17 protein-coding genes are annotated in these 14,532 nt (G+C 54.2%); 10 read left to right on the plus strand and 7 right to left on the minus strand.

Features of this window, described 5'->3' with window-relative positions:
* Nucleotides 1-121: 121 nt before the first annotated feature.
* On the minus strand, nucleotides 122-1,915 hold the full coding sequence (locus tag PO881_RS11670; protein WP_110866407.1) for a FliC/FljB family flagellin: 1,794 nt from the start codon (nucleotides 1,913-1,915) through the stop codon (nucleotides 122-124).
* 337 nt (nucleotides 1,916-2,252) lie between these two features.
* Here PO881_RS11670 and fliD point away from each other — a divergent pair, with 337 nt between their 5' ends.
* The 4 genes from fliD (at nucleotide 2,253) to PO881_RS11690 (ending at nucleotide 5,728) form a co-directional block, all read left to right on the plus strand.
* Nucleotides 2,253-3,677 carry a flagellar filament capping protein FliD gene (gene fliD, locus PO881_RS11675; RefSeq protein ID WP_192411602.1) on the plus strand — a complete coding sequence of 475 codons (1,425 nt, stop codon included), beginning with the start codon at nucleotides 2,253-2,255 and terminating at the stop codon, nucleotides 3,675-3,677.
* A gap of 12 nt (nucleotides 3,678-3,689) precedes the next feature.
* Complete coding sequence (gene fliS, locus PO881_RS11680; RefSeq protein WP_008105355.1) at nucleotides 3,690-4,097, plus strand: flagellar export chaperone FliS; 408 nt, start codon at nucleotides 3,690-3,692, stop codon at nucleotides 4,095-4,097.
* A complete protein-coding gene (gene fliT / locus PO881_RS11685) occupies nucleotides 4,097-4,450 on the plus strand; it encodes a flagella biosynthesis regulatory protein FliT (RefSeq protein WP_110866410.1) in 354 nt (117 codons plus the stop codon). The genes fliS and fliT overlap by 1 nt, the downstream gene beginning before the upstream one ends.
* Before the next feature lie 123 nt (nucleotides 4,451-4,573).
* Nucleotides 4,574-5,728 (plus strand): IS481 family transposase, encoded by a 1,155-nt coding sequence (locus tag PO881_RS11690; RefSeq protein WP_280171812.1) that lies wholly within the window; start codon nucleotides 4,574-4,576, stop codon nucleotides 5,726-5,728.
* A gap of 140 nt (nucleotides 5,729-5,868) precedes the next feature.
* Here PO881_RS11690 and yedD read toward each other — a convergent pair whose 3' ends face one another.
* A complete protein-coding gene (gene yedD, locus PO881_RS11695) occupies nucleotides 5,869-6,336 on the minus strand; it encodes a lipoprotein YedD (protein ID WP_137386035.1) in 468 nt (155 codons plus the stop codon).
* 195 nt (nucleotides 6,337-6,531) lie between these two features.
* Between yedD and PO881_RS11700 the strand changes: the two genes are divergently transcribed.
* The 3 genes from PO881_RS11700 to PO881_RS11710 all read left to right on the plus strand — a co-directional run bounded on the left by PO881_RS11700 (nucleotide 6,532) and on the right by PO881_RS11710 (nucleotide 9,854).
* The gene (locus PO881_RS11700; RefSeq protein ID WP_280171813.1) at nucleotides 6,532-8,076 is read left to right on the plus strand and encodes a methyl-accepting chemotaxis protein; all 1,545 of its coding nucleotides are present in this window, start codon (nucleotides 6,532-6,534) and stop codon (nucleotides 8,074-8,076) included.
* Between the two features lie 8 nt (nucleotides 8,077-8,084).
* Nucleotides 8,085-9,377 (plus strand): sugar ABC transporter substrate-binding protein, encoded by a 1,293-nt coding sequence (locus PO881_RS11705; protein ID WP_280171814.1) that lies wholly within the window; start codon nucleotides 8,085-8,087, stop codon nucleotides 9,375-9,377.
* A 153-nt stretch (nucleotides 9,378-9,530) separates the two neighbouring features.
* Complete coding sequence (locus PO881_RS11710; RefSeq protein ID WP_101764036.1) at nucleotides 9,531-9,854, plus strand: DUF6388 family protein; 324 nt, start codon at nucleotides 9,531-9,533, stop codon at nucleotides 9,852-9,854.
* Between the two features lie 197 nt (nucleotides 9,855-10,051).
* Here PO881_RS11710 and iraP read toward each other — a convergent pair whose 3' ends face one another.
* Nucleotides 10,052-10,345 (minus strand): anti-adapter protein IraP, encoded by a 294-nt coding sequence (gene iraP, locus PO881_RS11715; protein ID WP_061717593.1) that lies wholly within the window; start codon nucleotides 10,343-10,345, stop codon nucleotides 10,052-10,054.
* Nucleotides 10,346-10,408: 63 nt separating this feature from the next.
* Between iraP and PO881_RS11720 the strand changes: the two genes are divergently transcribed.
* A complete protein-coding gene (locus tag PO881_RS11720) occupies nucleotides 10,409-10,648 on the plus strand; it encodes a DinI-like family protein (RefSeq protein WP_007891408.1) in 240 nt (79 codons plus the stop codon).
* Nucleotides 10,649-10,668: 20 nt separating this feature from the next.
* On the opposite strand, the gene PO881_RS11725 is transcribed toward PO881_RS11720, so the two are convergent.
* The 4 genes from PO881_RS11725 to PO881_RS11740 all read right to left on the minus strand — a co-directional run bounded on the left by PO881_RS11725 (nucleotide 10,669) and on the right by PO881_RS11740 (nucleotide 12,379).
* Entirely contained in the window at nucleotides 10,669-10,935 is a 267-nt protein-coding gene (locus tag PO881_RS11725; protein ID WP_101764034.1) for a hypothetical protein, read from the minus strand.
* A 155-nt stretch (nucleotides 10,936-11,090) separates the two neighbouring features.
* On the minus strand, nucleotides 11,091-11,597 hold the full coding sequence (locus PO881_RS11730) for a hypothetical protein (RefSeq protein ID WP_280171815.1): 507 nt from the start codon (nucleotides 11,595-11,597) through the stop codon (nucleotides 11,091-11,093).
* A gap of 82 nt (nucleotides 11,598-11,679) precedes the next feature.
* Nucleotides 11,680-12,009, minus strand: coding sequence for a hypothetical protein (locus PO881_RS11735; RefSeq protein WP_280171816.1), 330 nt, complete (start codon nucleotides 12,007-12,009; stop codon nucleotides 11,680-11,682).
* Entirely contained in the window at nucleotides 11,990-12,379 is a 390-nt protein-coding gene (locus tag PO881_RS11740; RefSeq protein WP_280171817.1) for a hypothetical protein, read from the minus strand. Before PO881_RS11740 ends, PO881_RS11735 begins: the two co-directional genes overlap by 20 nt.
* 144 nt (nucleotides 12,380-12,523) lie before the next feature.
* Between PO881_RS11740 and PO881_RS11745 the strand changes: the two genes are divergently transcribed.
* Nucleotides 12,524-13,171, plus strand: coding sequence for a helix-turn-helix domain-containing protein (locus tag PO881_RS11745; protein WP_280171818.1), 648 nt, complete (start codon nucleotides 12,524-12,526; stop codon nucleotides 13,169-13,171).
* Nucleotides 13,172-13,291: 120 nt separating this feature from the next.
* Nucleotides 13,292-14,503, plus strand: coding sequence for a diguanylate phosphodiesterase (locus PO881_RS11750; protein ID WP_110866417.1), 1,212 nt, complete (start codon nucleotides 13,292-13,294; stop codon nucleotides 14,501-14,503).
* The last annotated feature ends 29 nt before the right edge of the window (nucleotides 14,504-14,532 follow it).

Raw genomic sequence — 14,532 nt, forward strand, 5'->3', positions numbered from 1 at the left:
AGGGGAATGGGTGGGTTTGGGGCACGTAATGCGTTGCGCCTGCAAATATGCATATTATGAATATGCAGGTATAAAAAAACCCCGCCGAAGCGGGGTTTGAAAAGCAAGGAGCTTAGCGCGATTAGCCCTGCAGCAGAGACAGTACCTGCTGTGGAACCTGGTTAGCTTTCGCCAACACTGAGTTACCCGCCTGCTGGATGATCTGTGCTTTAGACATGTTTGAAACTTCAGTGGCGTAGTCAGCATCCTGAATACGAGACTGTGCTTCAGACAGGTTAGTCGTAGTGTTGTTCAGGTTAGTTACCGCTGAATCCAGACGGTTCTGAATCGCACCCAGGCTTGAACGGAACTTATCGATGCTGCTGATAGCTGAGTCCAGAGCGGCCAGTGGATCTGAAGTTACAGTACCAGCGCTAGTTGCGTCGGTAGTGATTTTGCCCGCAGCAGTTACATTAACAGCAGCGCCTACAGTTTTAGCAAACGGGTTCGAAGAAGAGTTATCTACATCTCCGTTAGCTTTGATGTTCGCGTTAACTGTTACAGCGCCAGTGTCTTTGTCAACTTTGTACTGAGTTGTGAATTCTTTCACGTCAGTGAAGTTGCCTGAAGCATCGGTATAAACGTTGTTAGACTTACCTGCAGTTGCACCATTGAAGCTCACTGAACCGGTCAGGACACCTGATGCGTAGTTAACTACTGCAGATTTAGGCGTTCCTGCCGCTGTAGCAGTGGTATCAGCAGCAGCAACTTGTGCTTGTACTTCCGATTTTGAAATGCTTGCGGTGTAAGTTACATCGCCACCAGCGTTGTCAAAGCTATAATCTGTACCGCCAATACTCACAGTTGCGTTATAAGCAGTGCCAGCAGCCGCTGCTTCGGTTGCTCCTGCAACTGAAGATGCTTTAAAGAGTGAGTTAAGTGATGCCTGAGAAGTCTGACCATCAGCATTGCTTGTAGTAAGGTTACCAGAACCATCCAAGTACGCCTTCTGCCCGCCAATAGTGATATTACCATTATTGTCAGCTTCAAAGTTGACGCTATCAGTAGTGCCAGATTTAGCTGTGTAAGTACCTGAAACTGTTCCAGTATCTGGCTTCAGTGAGTCACCAAAGGTAGCAGCGCCAGCACCAGCTGTACCGCCAGCTACGGAAGCATTGTAAGAGAAGTTACCTTTAGCTGCATCGTAAGTGTAAGTAGTTGCAGTTCCAGCACCATCAGTTACGACAACAGTATCACCCGTTGCAAGTTTAGAGAGGGCTTGATCTGCGGTCACAGCACTATTAGTTGTTTTCAGGTTATACAATCCAGAACCAGCAGTGGTTTCGGTTGCACCAGCAGCAGTCAGGTTAGAAACGGTAGCCGCTTTGTTAGCAACAGTACCTGTACCGTTTACGTTAAAGCCATTCAGACCCAGAGTTGAAGAGTCGATTTTCTTCAGATCGATGGTGATGGTCTGGCCATCGTTCGCGCCAACCTGGATTTTCATTGAACCGTCTTTCGCCAGCACGTTCACGCCGTTGAACTGGGTCTGACCGGATACGCGGTCAATTTCGTCCAGACGTGATTTGATTTCGTCCTGAATTGAGTCCAGGTCAGACTGGCTGTTGGTGCCGTTCTGAGACTGTACGGTCAGTTCACGAACACGCTGTAAGTTGTTGTTTATTTCTGACAGTGCACCTTCAGTGGTCTGCGCAGCAGAGATACCGTCGTTGGCGTTACGCGCTGCCTGAGTTAGACCGTTGATGTTAGAGGTGAAGCGGTTGGCAATTGCCTGGCCCGCTGCGTCATCTTTAGCGCTGTTAATACGAAGACCAGAAGACAGACGCTCGATTGAGGTAGACAGAGCAGACTGGTTCTTGTTGATGTTATTCTGAGTGATCAGCGAGAGGCTGTTGGTATTAATGACTTGGGCCATGATAATTTTCCTGTTAATCAAGTCTTTCGGTTAAGGTGTGGGCTTCAACCCGCCGGCTTCAGCGCCGTCAATGTTGTTATCGTCTGCCCTTAAACAACCTTTAGATTTTTTTTAGGACCAGGTGAAAATTTTTCCCTTCAACCTGTCACGTTTATCTTTATCGCCCTGCCCGCAGTGTTCTTTAGGCCAACCTGATCTTTTTTCTAGCGTCCGAAATACCCTTCTCTATATACGCTATTCGCTTTATTACCCGCCGGTAAATAATTCTAAACTTTGCCCATAAAGAGCCGATAACCCGCGGTATTGATTCTCCGTGTCGACATAGAAAGGAAACAACATGACCACCATTTCTACCCTCGGTATCGGTTCAGGCCTCGATTTAAGTACCATCCTGGATAACTTGAGTACGGCTGAGAAAGCGTCTTTAACGCCTATCTCTAATCAGCAGACGGCTTATACCGCGAAGCTGAGCGCTTACGGCACCTTGTCGAGCGCGTTAACCACCTTCCAAACCGCCAACACGGCATTAAACAGCGCTGATTTGTTCACCGCAACCAGCGCAGCCAGCAGCACCACTGCGTTCAGCGCCACCACGTCTGGCAGTACCATTGCCGGTAAATACAGCATTAGCGTGACGCAACTGGCACAGGCACAGACGCTAACTTCGGGCGTACAGACCAGCAACACCACTGCGCTGGGCAGCTCCGATGCCAGCCGCACGCTGTCGATCAAACTGGCCGACGGCACCAGTAAAGACATTACGCTGACCAGTGCACAAACCTCACTAACCGGCATGCGTGACGCGATTAACGGTGCCAATGCAGGTGTCAGCGCAAGCATTATCAAAACCGGTGATGGCGCTTATCGTCTGTCGCTAACCGCGTCGAAAACCGGAGAGGCCAATGCGGTTTCTTCCGTTACCGTAACTGGCGACGACACGCTGCAAGGCATTGTCGGCTTTGATTCAACCAAAACCGATGCCGATAATCCGCTGGATGTCAGCGTCGCCGCACAAGATGCCGAGTTAACGGTCAATAACGTCGCCATCACCAGCAGCACCAACACCATTAGCGATGCGCTGGAAGGGATTACGCTGAATCTGAATGATGTCACCAGCGGAAATCAGACGTTGACCATCACGCAAGATACCTCTAAAGCCTCCACCGCAATTTCCAACTTTGTGGATGCCTACAACAATCTGCTGGATCAGTTCACTAGCCTGACTAAATACACAGCTGTGGATGTCGGCTCAGATACACAAGATTCCAGCAACGGTGCGCTAGTTGGCGATAGCACGCTGCGCGGCATTCAAACCCAGATTAAAAGTTTGCTGACCAACACGGCTAGCTCTTCAACCTACAAAACGCTGGCGCAAATCGGTATCACCACCGACCCGACCACCGGTGAGTTGTCGCTGGATTCCGACAAGCTGAAAACCGAGCTGACCAAAGATCCGGCGGGCGTGAAAGAGATGATTGTGGGTGACGGTAAAACCACCGGTATCACCACCAAACTGGCGACTAACCTGACCAGTTGGCTGTCATCTACCGGCAGCATTCAGTCCGCGAAAGATGGCGTCAGCAAGACGCTGAATAACCTGACAGAGCAGTACAACAACATGAACACGCGTATCAACGCCCTTATTGCGCGTTATAAGACGCAGTTCACGCAACTCGACGTCACCATGAGCTCGCTGAACAGCACCAGCGATTACCTGACACAGCAGTTCGATAGCATGACTTCGAGCAGCAGTTCTAAATAGTAAGGAGTGACCATGTACAGCGCTACAGGCACACAAGCCTACGCAAAAATCGGGGTGGAGAGCTCAGTGATGAGCGCCAATCAACAGCAACTGATTACCTTGCTGTTTGACGGTGCGATTAGCGCACTGGTCCGCGCCCGCCTGTTTATGCAGGACAACAATATCCAGGGAAAAGGTAACTCGATTTCCAAGGCCATTAATATTATCGAGGGCGGACTCAAGCAGGGCCTCGATGAGCAATCAGGCGATGACCTGACCGATAACCTGTTAGGACTCTACTCCTACATGGTTCGCCGTCTGGTTCAGGCTAATCTGCGTAATGATGTCGAAGCCCTCGAAGAAGTTGAGGGTCTTCTGCGCAATATCGCTGATGCCTGGAAAGAAGTCGTACAACCTCAACACCTTCAGGACGCCGTTTAATGAATATTGCACCGCCACTGATTACCGTTTACCAACAGTTACTCGACCTCAGCCACGGAATGCTGCGTTTGGCAGCAGACGGCGAATGGGATGATTTGATCACCAAGGAAGTGGACTATGTCAGTGCGGTGCAAAGACTGGCGCAAACAACCGCAGCCGCCGCACCGTCGCGCCAGCTGCAAGAGCAGCTGCGTCCGGTGTTACGCCATATTCTCGATAATGAGAGCGAAGTGAAACGTCTGTTGCAGTTGCGTATGGACGAATTGACGCAGCTGGTGGGCCAGTCATCGATGCAGAAATCGGTGATGAGCGCGTATGGCAAGCAAGGTAGTGTGTATTTGCCGCAGGGTTAAATTTAGGACTCTGCGCGCTGATGCCCTCACCCCGGCCCTCTCCCACTGTACAGTCCGGGGACATTGTGAACACTTGTTCGGGGACATGGTAGACACTTACAACTAAGGCATAAGAACCCGTTTATGGAGTCGCTTATGTCCTGGGATGCGAGAGATACCATGTCATTACGTAAAGAGTTTGTTCTGTTCGCCTCGCAAGACGGGGCGAACATCCGCGCACTCTGCCGTCACTACGGCATTTCTTCCGCCACTGCCTACAAGTGGCTTCGCCGCTGGGCTGAAGAGGGAGAATCCGGTCTTCAGGACCGCCCCTGCATACCCCATCACTCTCCCAACCGCTCGTCTGACGACATCACTGACCTGCTTCGTATGGCGCATGAACTTCATCAGCACTGGGGCGCGCGCAAGATAAAGCGCTGGCTCGAAGACCGCGGACACCGCATGCCCGCCTTCAGCACCGTCCACAGCCTGATGGCCCGCCACGACCTGCTGCCGGGCTCAGCTCCGGGTGTCCCGGCCACGGGCCGGTTTGAACATGCGGCCCCGAACCAGCTCTGGCAGATGGATTTCAAGGGGCATTTTCCCTTTGGCGGCGGCCGCTGCCACCCGCTTACCCTCCTTGACGATCACTCCCGCTTCTCGCTTTGCCTCGTACACTGCGCTGATGAGCGGCGTGAGACGGTGCAGAAGCAGCTGGTCAGAGTCTTTGAACGTTACGGCCTGCCGGACCGGATGACGATGGATAACGGTTCACCGTGGGGCGACACTACCGGGACCTGGACGGCCGTCGAGCTGTGGCTTATGCGACAGGGTATCCGGGTGGGGCACTCCCGGCCTTATCATCCGCAGACGCAGGGCAAGCTGGAGCGCTTTCACCGCAGCCTGAAGGCTGAAGTGCTGCAGGGGAAGTGGTTCGCGGACGACGGTGAGCTGCAGCGCGCCTTCGATCACTGGCGGACGGTTTATAACCTTGAACGCCCGCATGAGGCGCTGGATATGGCGGTGCCGGCGTCGCGCTATCAGCCATCGGCTCGGCAGTACAGCGCCAGCGTAACGTCAGCGGAATACGACGAGGGCGTGATGGTCAGGAAGGTAGATATCAGTGGGAAGCTGACTATAAAAGGCCTGAGTCTGAAGGCAGGCAAGGCGTTCAGGGGAGAGCACGTTGGCCTGAAGGAGATGCAGGAAGACGGATGCTACGAGGTATGGTGGTACAGCACAAAAGTGGGGGTGATCGACCTGAAGAAAAAGTCGATCACCATGGGTAAAGGATGTTAAAAAGTGTTCACCATGTACCCGAACACCTGTCTACCATGTCCCCGGACTGTACACCCACAGGGAGAGGGAGATGCTGCAATATGTCAGATGGGCTTGATCGGTTCCCTCTCCCACTGGGAGAGGGTTAGGGTGAGGGAAAGCTACTTCTGCGTCGCCGTCGAAACCGGACGCATAATCTCTGGCTCGATATTCTGAATCACCGCCTCATTCGGACGCTTCGCCACTTCTTCCAGCGCCTGCTGGCACTCAACGGTTGGGCGATCCACTTTACGCAGTCTCAATCCATCGTAACGCAGCTCACCGTTCTCCAGCACCAGCGGCATCACGCGCACCTGACGCGTCACATTAACCCAGTCATCGCCCAGACGCGTTAATTTGCCCGGTTTGGCAATCACGCGCTGCCACTGACGGCAATCCAGCGTGTCGCCTTCGGCACCAATAATCAGGCTGCCCATCGCTTGCTTACTGATCAGCTTGCTTTGCGGCCCCACGGTTTGCCAGTTGCCCTGCAGCTCCAGCGGTGCCGGGGTTTTCACCGCCTGGTCATAATTGCTGATCTGCGCACAGCCACTCAGCGCCAGCGCGGCCACTATCATCCACTTTTTCATTCTCGGTCCCTACACTCGCATCAATGGCGGCTACGTTATAATTTTTCCCGCAGGTTGCGCAAGGTATCTGCTGCGCGCCACATGATTTTCCTCAAGCTGCTCACTTCTGCGCCGATAACTCTTCTGGAGTTAAAAGTGCCTGTAAAAACAATAATGACCGATTACACACTCACCTTCGTTACGGAGAATCCCGTTATGCGATTGACCCTTCGCGCGCGTCTGACATCGATTGTTGGCCTGCTGTGCATTTTACTGATTGTTGCCGCCATCTGGGGAATCATCGGCCTGCGCGCCGCCGACCAACGGGCGCAAAACGCCTATCAGAATGAGCTGTTACCGCTGCAATATTCATCCCGCCTGTACCGCATGGTGCAGGAACAATCCGCGACCCTGTTCGATGCCCTGCGCTACTGGACCGACAGCAGCGAAGTGGAAAAACGTCTGGCGCGCATCGCGCAGTACGGCGAGCAGATAGCCAAAGACCGCCAAACCTGGCAGCAGCTGTCGTTTGATGCGCAAACCAAACCGCTTAGCCAGCAATTCATCACCCATCTCGATGGCTGGCAAACCGCGCTGAAAGATGCCGGTGAACTGCTGAAAGGTGGCAACCCGTCCGGCGCGCTGGTGGTGATTGAAACCCGCCTGCGCAGCGGCAGTCAGCTGCTGCAACAGGACATCGACCAGCTCGATGCGTTAATGCGTCAGCATGCGGAACTCACCTATAAACAGAGCAACAGCGATTACCAGTTAGCGCGTAACAGCCTGATTATCATTTTGCTGGTCGGGCTGAGCGTGGCGCTGGTGTTCGGCTGGCTGCTGATCCGCTCGATCAACCGTTCAATTGGTCAGGCACGCGAGCTGGCCGAATCAATTGCGGCCGGTGAACTGAACCATGATATCGGCAGCGTTTCGCGCGATGAGATGGGAGAACTGATGCAGTCGCTGCTGCGCATGGATGTGCGTCTGGCGGAGATCGTGCGTGAAGTGGGCGAAAGCGCCAGCGCGCTGAGTGATGCGGCGCGGCAGATGGCCGACGGCAACGATGATCTCTCTGAACGCACCCATTCGCAGGCCAGCTCGCTGGAGCAAACCGCTGCCAGCATGGAGCAGATGACCGCCACGGTGAAACACAATGCCGATAACGCTGCACAGGCCAACGAACTGGCTACCGACGTACGTCATCAGGCCGAACGTGGCAGCAGCGTGCTGCGTGATGCGGTTAGCGCGATGGAGGAGATCGAATCTTCCAGCAAGCGCATCGCGGATATCAACCGGGTGATCGATGAGATCGCCTTCCAGACCAACCTGCTGGCGCTCAACGCGGCAGTTGAAGCAGCACGCGCGGGCGAACAGGGGCGCGGCTTTGCCGTGGTGGCGTCCGAAGTGCGTCAGCTGGCGCAGCGATCCGCCGGGGCCGCCCACGAGATCAAAGCGTTGATTGATGCCAGCGTGGGCAAAGTGGAAGCCGGCAGTGCGCTGGTGCAGCGTTCCGGCGCGATGCTCAATGACATCAATCAGGGCGTGGCGCGCGTGGTGGATATTGTCGGGGAAATTGCCGTGGCCAGCCGCCAGCAATCCAGCGGCATTGAACAGGTCAACACCGCAGTGATTCAGATGGATGGCGCGACGCAGCAAAATGCCTCGCTGGTGCAGGAAGCCAGCGCCGCCAGCCAGACCGTCAGCGAACATGCCGGATTGCTGGTGGAGAAGATGGCCTTCTTCCGCCTGCAACAGCGCTAAGGAGCGAGATGATGCGTAAACTTCTCGCGCTATTGGCGGCGTTGCCGCTACTGAGCCACGCGGCGACCACGCTGAATATCGCCACCATCGCCAACGGCGATATGACCATCATGCAGCAGCTCGCCACGCGCTATGAGCAGGAACATCCTGACGTCAAACTGCAATGGCATGTGATGGACGATGGCGCGCTGCGTCAGGCGGTGCTGTCGGCGATGAACAGCGGCCAGGCGCAGTTCGATGTCATCACCGTCGGCACCTATGAAGCGCCGCTGTGGGGTGAAAAAGGCTGGCTGACGCCGCTCAATAAGCTGCCCGCCGATTACGACAGCGATGATCTCATCGCGCCAGTGCGCAAAGCGCTGTCGTTCCAGCAAACGCTCTACGCCCTGCCGTTCTACGGCGAAAGTAGCATGACCTACTACCGCAAAGATCTATTTGCGCAGAAAGGGTTAACCATGCCCGATAATCCCGACTGGACCGATATCAAAAACTTCGCCGCCAAACTGACTGACCCACAAAAAGGCATTTACGGTCTATGCCTGCGCGGCCAGCCTGGCTGGGGCGATAACGTGGCGTTCATGACCACCATGGCGAATGCCTATGGCGCGCAGTGGTTCGATGAAAACTGGCAGCCGACGCTCAACTCGCCAGAGTGGCGCGAGGCGCTGGGTGATTATCTGCAGGTGGTGAAGCAGGATGGACCACCGGATACGGTGAAAAACAGTTTCGGCCAGATTCTGCGCCTGACCGCGCAAGGCAAATGCGCCATGTGGATCGATAGCACCGTGGCGGCCGGTTTGCTGGTGAATCCGCAGATCTCATTAGTCGCCGATAAGCTGGCCTTTGCGCCTGCGCCGGGCGGTATTACGCGCAACGGCTCCAATTGGTTGTGGTCGTGGGCGCTGGCGGTACCGGCGAATACGCCGAATCGCGAGGCGGCGATTGCCTTTATTAGCTGGGCGACGTCAAAACAGTATATTCAGCAAGTGGCCGATACCGTCGGCTGGGGCGCGGTGCCGCCGGGCAGCCGCAATTCTACCTATCAGCAGGCGAGCTATCAGCGCCTGGCGCCGTATGCCGCGCAGGTGCGTGCGGCGATTGATTCGGCTACCGTCGAGCAGCCGACGCTCAATCCGGTGCCTTATCAGGGCGTGCAGTACGTGAGTATTCCCGGATTTGATCAGATGGGAAATGCCATCGGGCAGAACCTGGCGGATATGCTGAGCGGCAAACTGACGCTGGATGAGACGCTGGCGAAAAATCAGCAGGACGTGATACGGATTTATCAGCAGTTGCATTGATAGGCTGTGATCAAAGTTGCACATACCGTAGCGGCGCGGTTTATCGCGCAATAAATTGCGCCGCTACGATGCCCGTGTTCTGTAAGAACGGAAACTGACAAGGCCACATGCGCGCGTTACACTAGCGCGCAAGTTGATACGCAGGAACACCGAATGAAAACCCCAGAAGAGTATTACGCTCAGGCGCGCACGATGTTTTTCGCCGCCCACCCCGATTTCCAATCCGCACTGGATGAACTGACCGAAAGCGATGCCCGCCAGGCGAACCTGTCATTAGCGCAGTTACGCGACTGGCATGCAGAACGTATTTATGCCGCGTTTTTGCGTCAGAAGAAGCTGGACGGCATGCTGTTTTCCATTCAACTGGCGGAACCCGACAAAGCCGTCGCTGCGGATGCCATTGAAAAGTATCTGAAATCTCACGCAGAAGCCTTAGGCATGACGTGGGAAGAGTTCTGCATCAAAAACGAGTTGTAATCGGCCGCGCACTGAAACGGCATCAAAGATACATCGCCAACCACACAAAATGTTCAGGAAAAAGTTGTACAAGTTGAGAAAACTTGTATAACTTACTCATCACGACGTCAGTCGTAGATTGTCCTTGAACGAATGGTGCTGTTGCACCGCCTCTGGAAGTGTTGCTGGATTTCCACTTCCAGAGGTAATATTTTTTCTTACCCTTCCCGCTCAATCCCTTTTACTTCGATATAACTTGCCACCGCCAGCAGACGATTAACGTGGGTCAGCAGCAGATCAACATCGGACTGTAAAAACTCCTGCGATGCGCGCGAAGCGGTAACAATCGCCTCTTGCACCGTATCGGAAATGGTCAACGAGTTATTCTCTTTCGCCTGAATCAGCAGCGCCGCAATCAATAACGACTGCGCCTCAACCTGCGCCACCAGCTCTTTTGCTTCCACATCCATTTTTGCCATTTTCAATAAGATATCGATAACCAGTTGGCGCATATTTACCCCTGTTTTTATTTACAGTACTATATCGCACCCGATCCAATGAATGGAACGACCCTGATGTTTGTGGAGTTGATTTACGATAAGCGTAACGTGGCCGGATTACCGGGTGCACGCGAGATGATTTTGCAGGAGTTGGAAAAGCGTGTACAGCGCGTCTTTCCCGATATTGAGGTGCGCGTCAAACCAATGGAGCGTAACGCAATAGATACCGATATGAGTAAGAACGATAAAGCGACGATTGCGCGGATTGTTGAAGAGATGTTCGATGAGGCAGAAATGTGGCTGGTGGCCGATTAGGCCACCAGTACGATAAACGCTTAGCTTTCCTGCTCAGCATGGTTGATGGCGATTTCCAGATCCTGAATCGCCTCATCAATGTCATCCAGCAGCTTGCCCTGTTTGTTCAGCAAGGTATCGAAGCGTCCCGCGTATTCGGTGTCTTTATACTCACCCGCATCAAACGCCAGCCAGTGGGCAGATAGCGTCTCAGTGTTGGTCTGCGCGTAGTGGCGCATCTCTTTAAGCTGGGAGGTGACATCACGCAAGTATTCAGTTTTGGTTTTTACAGTTTCTGTATCACTCATGCTATCTTCCTTTTCGCTTAATAAGACGATTTAAATAACGCTTGAATGATTAAAGGTAGTGCAAAATATCGAAGCTGCCTTAGGAATAATCGGAAGTGACTAAAACCTGTTAGTAACAGGGGACATCCCGGTCCCCAATGCTGAGTCGTCAGGCATTACAGATACTTCCTCGCCAGATCAATCAGCTCATCCTTCGCTGCATCGCCCAGTTTGATCACGCCCTGCTCGACAAAGCTAAACGCTCTGACGAAATCCTTCACGCCTTCTGAGAACGCCTGAGTTCCGTCATGGCTCTCCGCCGTTGCGGCGGCTGGCGGCGCGTCGGCTGCAGCGGGAGCAGCGACTTCCGGTTCGCTGGGCGGCGCAACCTCGGCTGGCGCAGGCGTTACCGCCTCAGGCGCGGCAGTGGCCGCCACCTGCGCGGGTGCAGCGATTATCGCCTCGGGTGCCGCAACCGGTGGAACTTCAGCCGGTGCCGCTGCCGCTGCCGCTACCACTGTGGGCGCAACTTCAGGTGCTGCTTCTGCTATTACAGCAGGCGTCGCTTCAGGTGCTACGGTCGCCGTCGGTGCAGCAACGGGCGTGGCGACTTCGTTGGCGAAATCTTCCGCCGGTGACGATGCGATGGTGCTGGTTGGATTGATGACAGTTTGATCGCTCATAATGCTCTCCTTCTTACTAAATAAAGATCGCAGTCGGGCAAGAGTGGCTGCAATCCACGGGGTAATTCGCATAATGCCCTCCTTAACGCTTGGGTTGAGGTGGCGACTTATCTCCTTCTGCCGGTTTCCCTTTGTCAGCGGGATTGCTGACCGGGTGCTTCACGGTGCCATCGAGTTTGTTCTGCAGCGCCACCAGCTGGCTGGTAAGCTCCGCCACGCGCGCTTCACGTCGTTCCGATATGGTTCGATATTGCTGTCGAATCTCTTCAACACGCTGATTGGCGCTGTTACTGACGAAAAGGAATAGCACCGTCATCGCCACGCACATCAACGACAACATCAGCAAAAAGCCGCCGAAGAACAGTTGGCGCCGATGGTTTTTCACTACGTACTCACTGTTTATCTGTATCATCACGACTCTCCTCCAGAGTGGTAATCAGTTGGTTAACCTGGCTGCGAAACTTCTCGCTGTGCTCGGCTTCCGTGGTGGCCAGCAAAATGCTCAGGGCGTTTTTTATCAGCCGCAGATCGGTTTCCAGCGAAGAGATACGCCGCAGGTTTTTGTCATGTCGGATGCGCAATTCATCGTTTTCCTGGCGCATCAAGGCGTGACCTTCTTTGAGCAGCATCACCTGTTCTTTGTAACTGGTGATGATCTCCCCACCGGCACGATTGCTGGTGACGATAGCGGCGATACCCGCCATTAACGGTTTCCAGAACACAGCTGCTGCGCCGCCGCCGAGAAGCAACGCACCTACGCTGGTGACTAAACTACTTTCCATGCTTCACCTCTCACCCCTGGCAAGGGATGTGCCCCATAAGCACGCTGACCACCCTTGCCAGCTTCGCGGTCAACGCCTGAATTTAAGTTTACTTTAACTTATGAATTTAAGTATACTTAAGTCGTTCCTTCAGGAGATGTCAAGATGATGAAAAAAGAATCTTCCGGTGAGCGCATCCGGGCACGACGTAAAGCACTACAGTTGACGCAGCAGGCGCTGGCCAAAAGCATTGGTGTATCGCATGTGGCTGTATCGCAGTGGGAAAAAGAGGAAACCGTACCCCGTGGCGAGAATTTGCTGCGGCTCGCGCAGTGGCTGCAATGCACGGCGGCATGGATTATCGACGGGGATGGCGAAGTGTTTGCCACCCACGCCAAAGCCGCACCGGTTGCGGCGGTGCCATTGATTAGCCTGGCGCAAGCGTCAGCGTGGTTGAGCGAGGAACGGTTGTTGCTCAAACAGCAGGCTGCGCACTTTCTCTACAGCGAGAGTCAGTTGGGCGATGGCGCGCTGGCGGTCACGATAGACGATCAGGCGATGCAGCCCGATTACCGGCCCGGTGACAAAGTGATTTTTGATCCTGACGTTCAGCCGCAGCCGGGCGATGTGGTGCTGGCGCTGGTGGATGGCGTGGCACGAGTGCGCATTTATCGCCTGCAAACGCAACAGCAGGATGTGCAGATCTTCACATTGCGCGCGTTGAATGATGACTTTCCGCAGCTGCATTCGGCGGAATCGGCGCTAGAAATTATCGGCACGCTGATGGAGTTGCGACGTTACCGAAGCGGCTAGCCGCTTCGCTTAAGCTGTTATAATAAAAAAAGTTTAGCCTGATCGCGGGAAGCTATGGACAGACCCCGCGGTAAGGCTGCTAATCTAGCCGCAAAATAATAAATTATCCGGACAATCTCGATGCTCACCACAATTATTTACCGCAGCCATCTGCACGATCACGTGCCAATCAAAACGCTCGAAGATATGGTTGCTAAAGCCAATAGCAAAAATAAAAACTTCGACGTTACTGGCATCCTGCTGTTCGACGGCCTGCACTTCTTCCAGCTGCTGGAAGGACCGCGTGAGTCCGTTCAGGGCATATACAAGCGTATTTGTCAGGACGCACGCCACCATAATCTGGTGGAGTTAATGCACGACTTCGCGCCTGAACGCCGTTTTGGCAAAGTCGGCATGGAGCTGTTCGATCTGCGCGAGCATGACAAGGACACTGTGCTGCAAGCTGTGCTGGATAAAGGCACCTCGCGTTATCAGCTCACCTACAACGATCGCGCGCTGCAGTTTTTGCGTACCTTCGTGGTGGCGCGCGACAAAGAGAACTACTTCGAGATCCCGCCAGCCAATACCTGGGAATTTGTTCCGGATATTGAATGGCAGAACGATCTGGAGGGTATCGATCAGAGCCTGCAGGATTGCCGCTTTGCTTTTCAACCCATCATCGATCCCTTCGCTCGCCGCGTCACTTCGTTTGAAGCGCTGATCCGCACGCCAAACGGTGGCTCACCCGATGAGTATTTCTCCGCGTTTGGCGGCGAAGCGATTTATCACGCGGATATCAAATCGAAACGTCTGGCCTTTCGCGTGGCGAGCAAACTGGGGATTGGCGAGCATCGTCTGTCGATCAATCTGCTGCCGATGTCACTGGTGACGGTGCCAAACGCGGTGGAATTCCTGCTTACCGAGATCAACGCCAGCGGGCTGGTGCCGCAGCAGGTGATTGTCGAAGTGACCGAAAATGAGATCATTTCGCGCTCGGATGAATTTGCTGCCGAAGTGAGAAAGTTGAAAGCGGCGGGTATCAGCCTGGCGCTGGACGATTTTGGTGCCGGTTTTGCTGGCTTGTCGCTGTTATCGAAATTCCAGCCGGACAAAATCAAAATCGATCGCGAGCTGATCCGCGATGTGCACAAAAGCGGCCCGAAGCAGGCGATCATGCACGCCATCATTAAGTGCTGCGCATCGCTGGAGATTGCGGTGATTGCCGAAGGTGTCGAGCAAGCTGAAGAGTGGATGTGGCTGGAAGCCGCAGGCATTAGCCAGTTCCAGGGTTTCCTGTTTGCTTATCCGCTGCTGAATGGATTCCCGGCTGTGGCGTGGCCGGAGATTAAATAGTGTTGGTCGCCATGCATGGCGACCCCACC

The sequence above is a fragment of the Pantoea sp. SS70 genome (assembly GCF_029866845.1).
Taxonomy (GTDB): domain Bacteria; phylum Pseudomonadota; class Gammaproteobacteria; order Enterobacterales; family Enterobacteriaceae; genus Pantoea; species Pantoea leporis.

Excerpts from the sequence above, each read along its gene's own strand:
- PO881_RS11670 (WP_110866407.1), bottom strand. The coding sequence starts at position 1,915 with ATGGCCCAAGTCATTAATACCAACAGCCTCTCGCTGATCACTCAGAAT.
- fliD (WP_192411602.1), top strand. The coding sequence starts at position 2,253 with ATGACCACCATTTCTACCCTCGGTATCGGTTCAGGCCTCGATTTAAGT.
- fliS (WP_008105355.1), top strand. The coding sequence starts at position 3,690 with ATGTACAGCGCTACAGGCACACAAGCCTACGCAAAAATCGGGGTGGAG.
- fliT (WP_110866410.1), top strand. The coding sequence starts at position 4,097 with ATGAATATTGCACCGCCACTGATTACCGTTTACCAACAGTTACTCGAC.
- PO881_RS11690 (WP_280171812.1), top strand. The coding sequence starts at position 4,574 with ATGGAGTCGCTTATGTCCTGGGATGCGAGAGATACCATGTCATTACGT.
- yedD (WP_137386035.1), bottom strand. The coding sequence starts at position 6,336 with ATGAAAAAGTGGATGATAGTGGCCGCGCTGGCGCTGAGTGGCTGTGCG.
- PO881_RS11700 (WP_280171813.1), top strand. The coding sequence starts at position 6,532 with ATGCGATTGACCCTTCGCGCGCGTCTGACATCGATTGTTGGCCTGCTG.
- PO881_RS11705 (WP_280171814.1), top strand. The coding sequence starts at position 8,085 with ATGATGCGTAAACTTCTCGCGCTATTGGCGGCGTTGCCGCTACTGAGC.
- PO881_RS11710 (WP_101764036.1), top strand. The coding sequence starts at position 9,531 with ATGAAAACCCCAGAAGAGTATTACGCTCAGGCGCGCACGATGTTTTTC.
- iraP (WP_061717593.1), bottom strand. The coding sequence starts at position 10,345 with ATGCGCCAACTGGTTATCGATATCTTATTGAAAATGGCAAAAATGGAT.
- PO881_RS11720 (WP_007891408.1), top strand. The coding sequence starts at position 10,409 with ATGTTTGTGGAGTTGATTTACGATAAGCGTAACGTGGCCGGATTACCG.
- PO881_RS11725 (WP_101764034.1), bottom strand. The coding sequence starts at position 10,935 with ATGAGTGATACAGAAACTGTAAAAACCAAAACTGAATACTTGCGTGAT.
- PO881_RS11730 (WP_280171815.1), bottom strand. The coding sequence starts at position 11,597 with ATGAGCGATCAAACTGTCATCAATCCAACCAGCACCATCGCATCGTCA.
- PO881_RS11735 (WP_280171816.1), bottom strand. The coding sequence starts at position 12,009 with ATGATACAGATAAACAGTGAGTACGTAGTGAAAAACCATCGGCGCCAA.
- PO881_RS11740 (WP_280171817.1), bottom strand. The coding sequence starts at position 12,379 with ATGGAAAGTAGTTTAGTCACCAGCGTAGGTGCGTTGCTTCTCGGCGGC.
- PO881_RS11745 (WP_280171818.1), top strand. The coding sequence starts at position 12,524 with ATGATGAAAAAAGAATCTTCCGGTGAGCGCATCCGGGCACGACGTAAA.
- PO881_RS11750 (WP_110866417.1), top strand. The coding sequence starts at position 13,292 with ATGCTCACCACAATTATTTACCGCAGCCATCTGCACGATCACGTGCCA.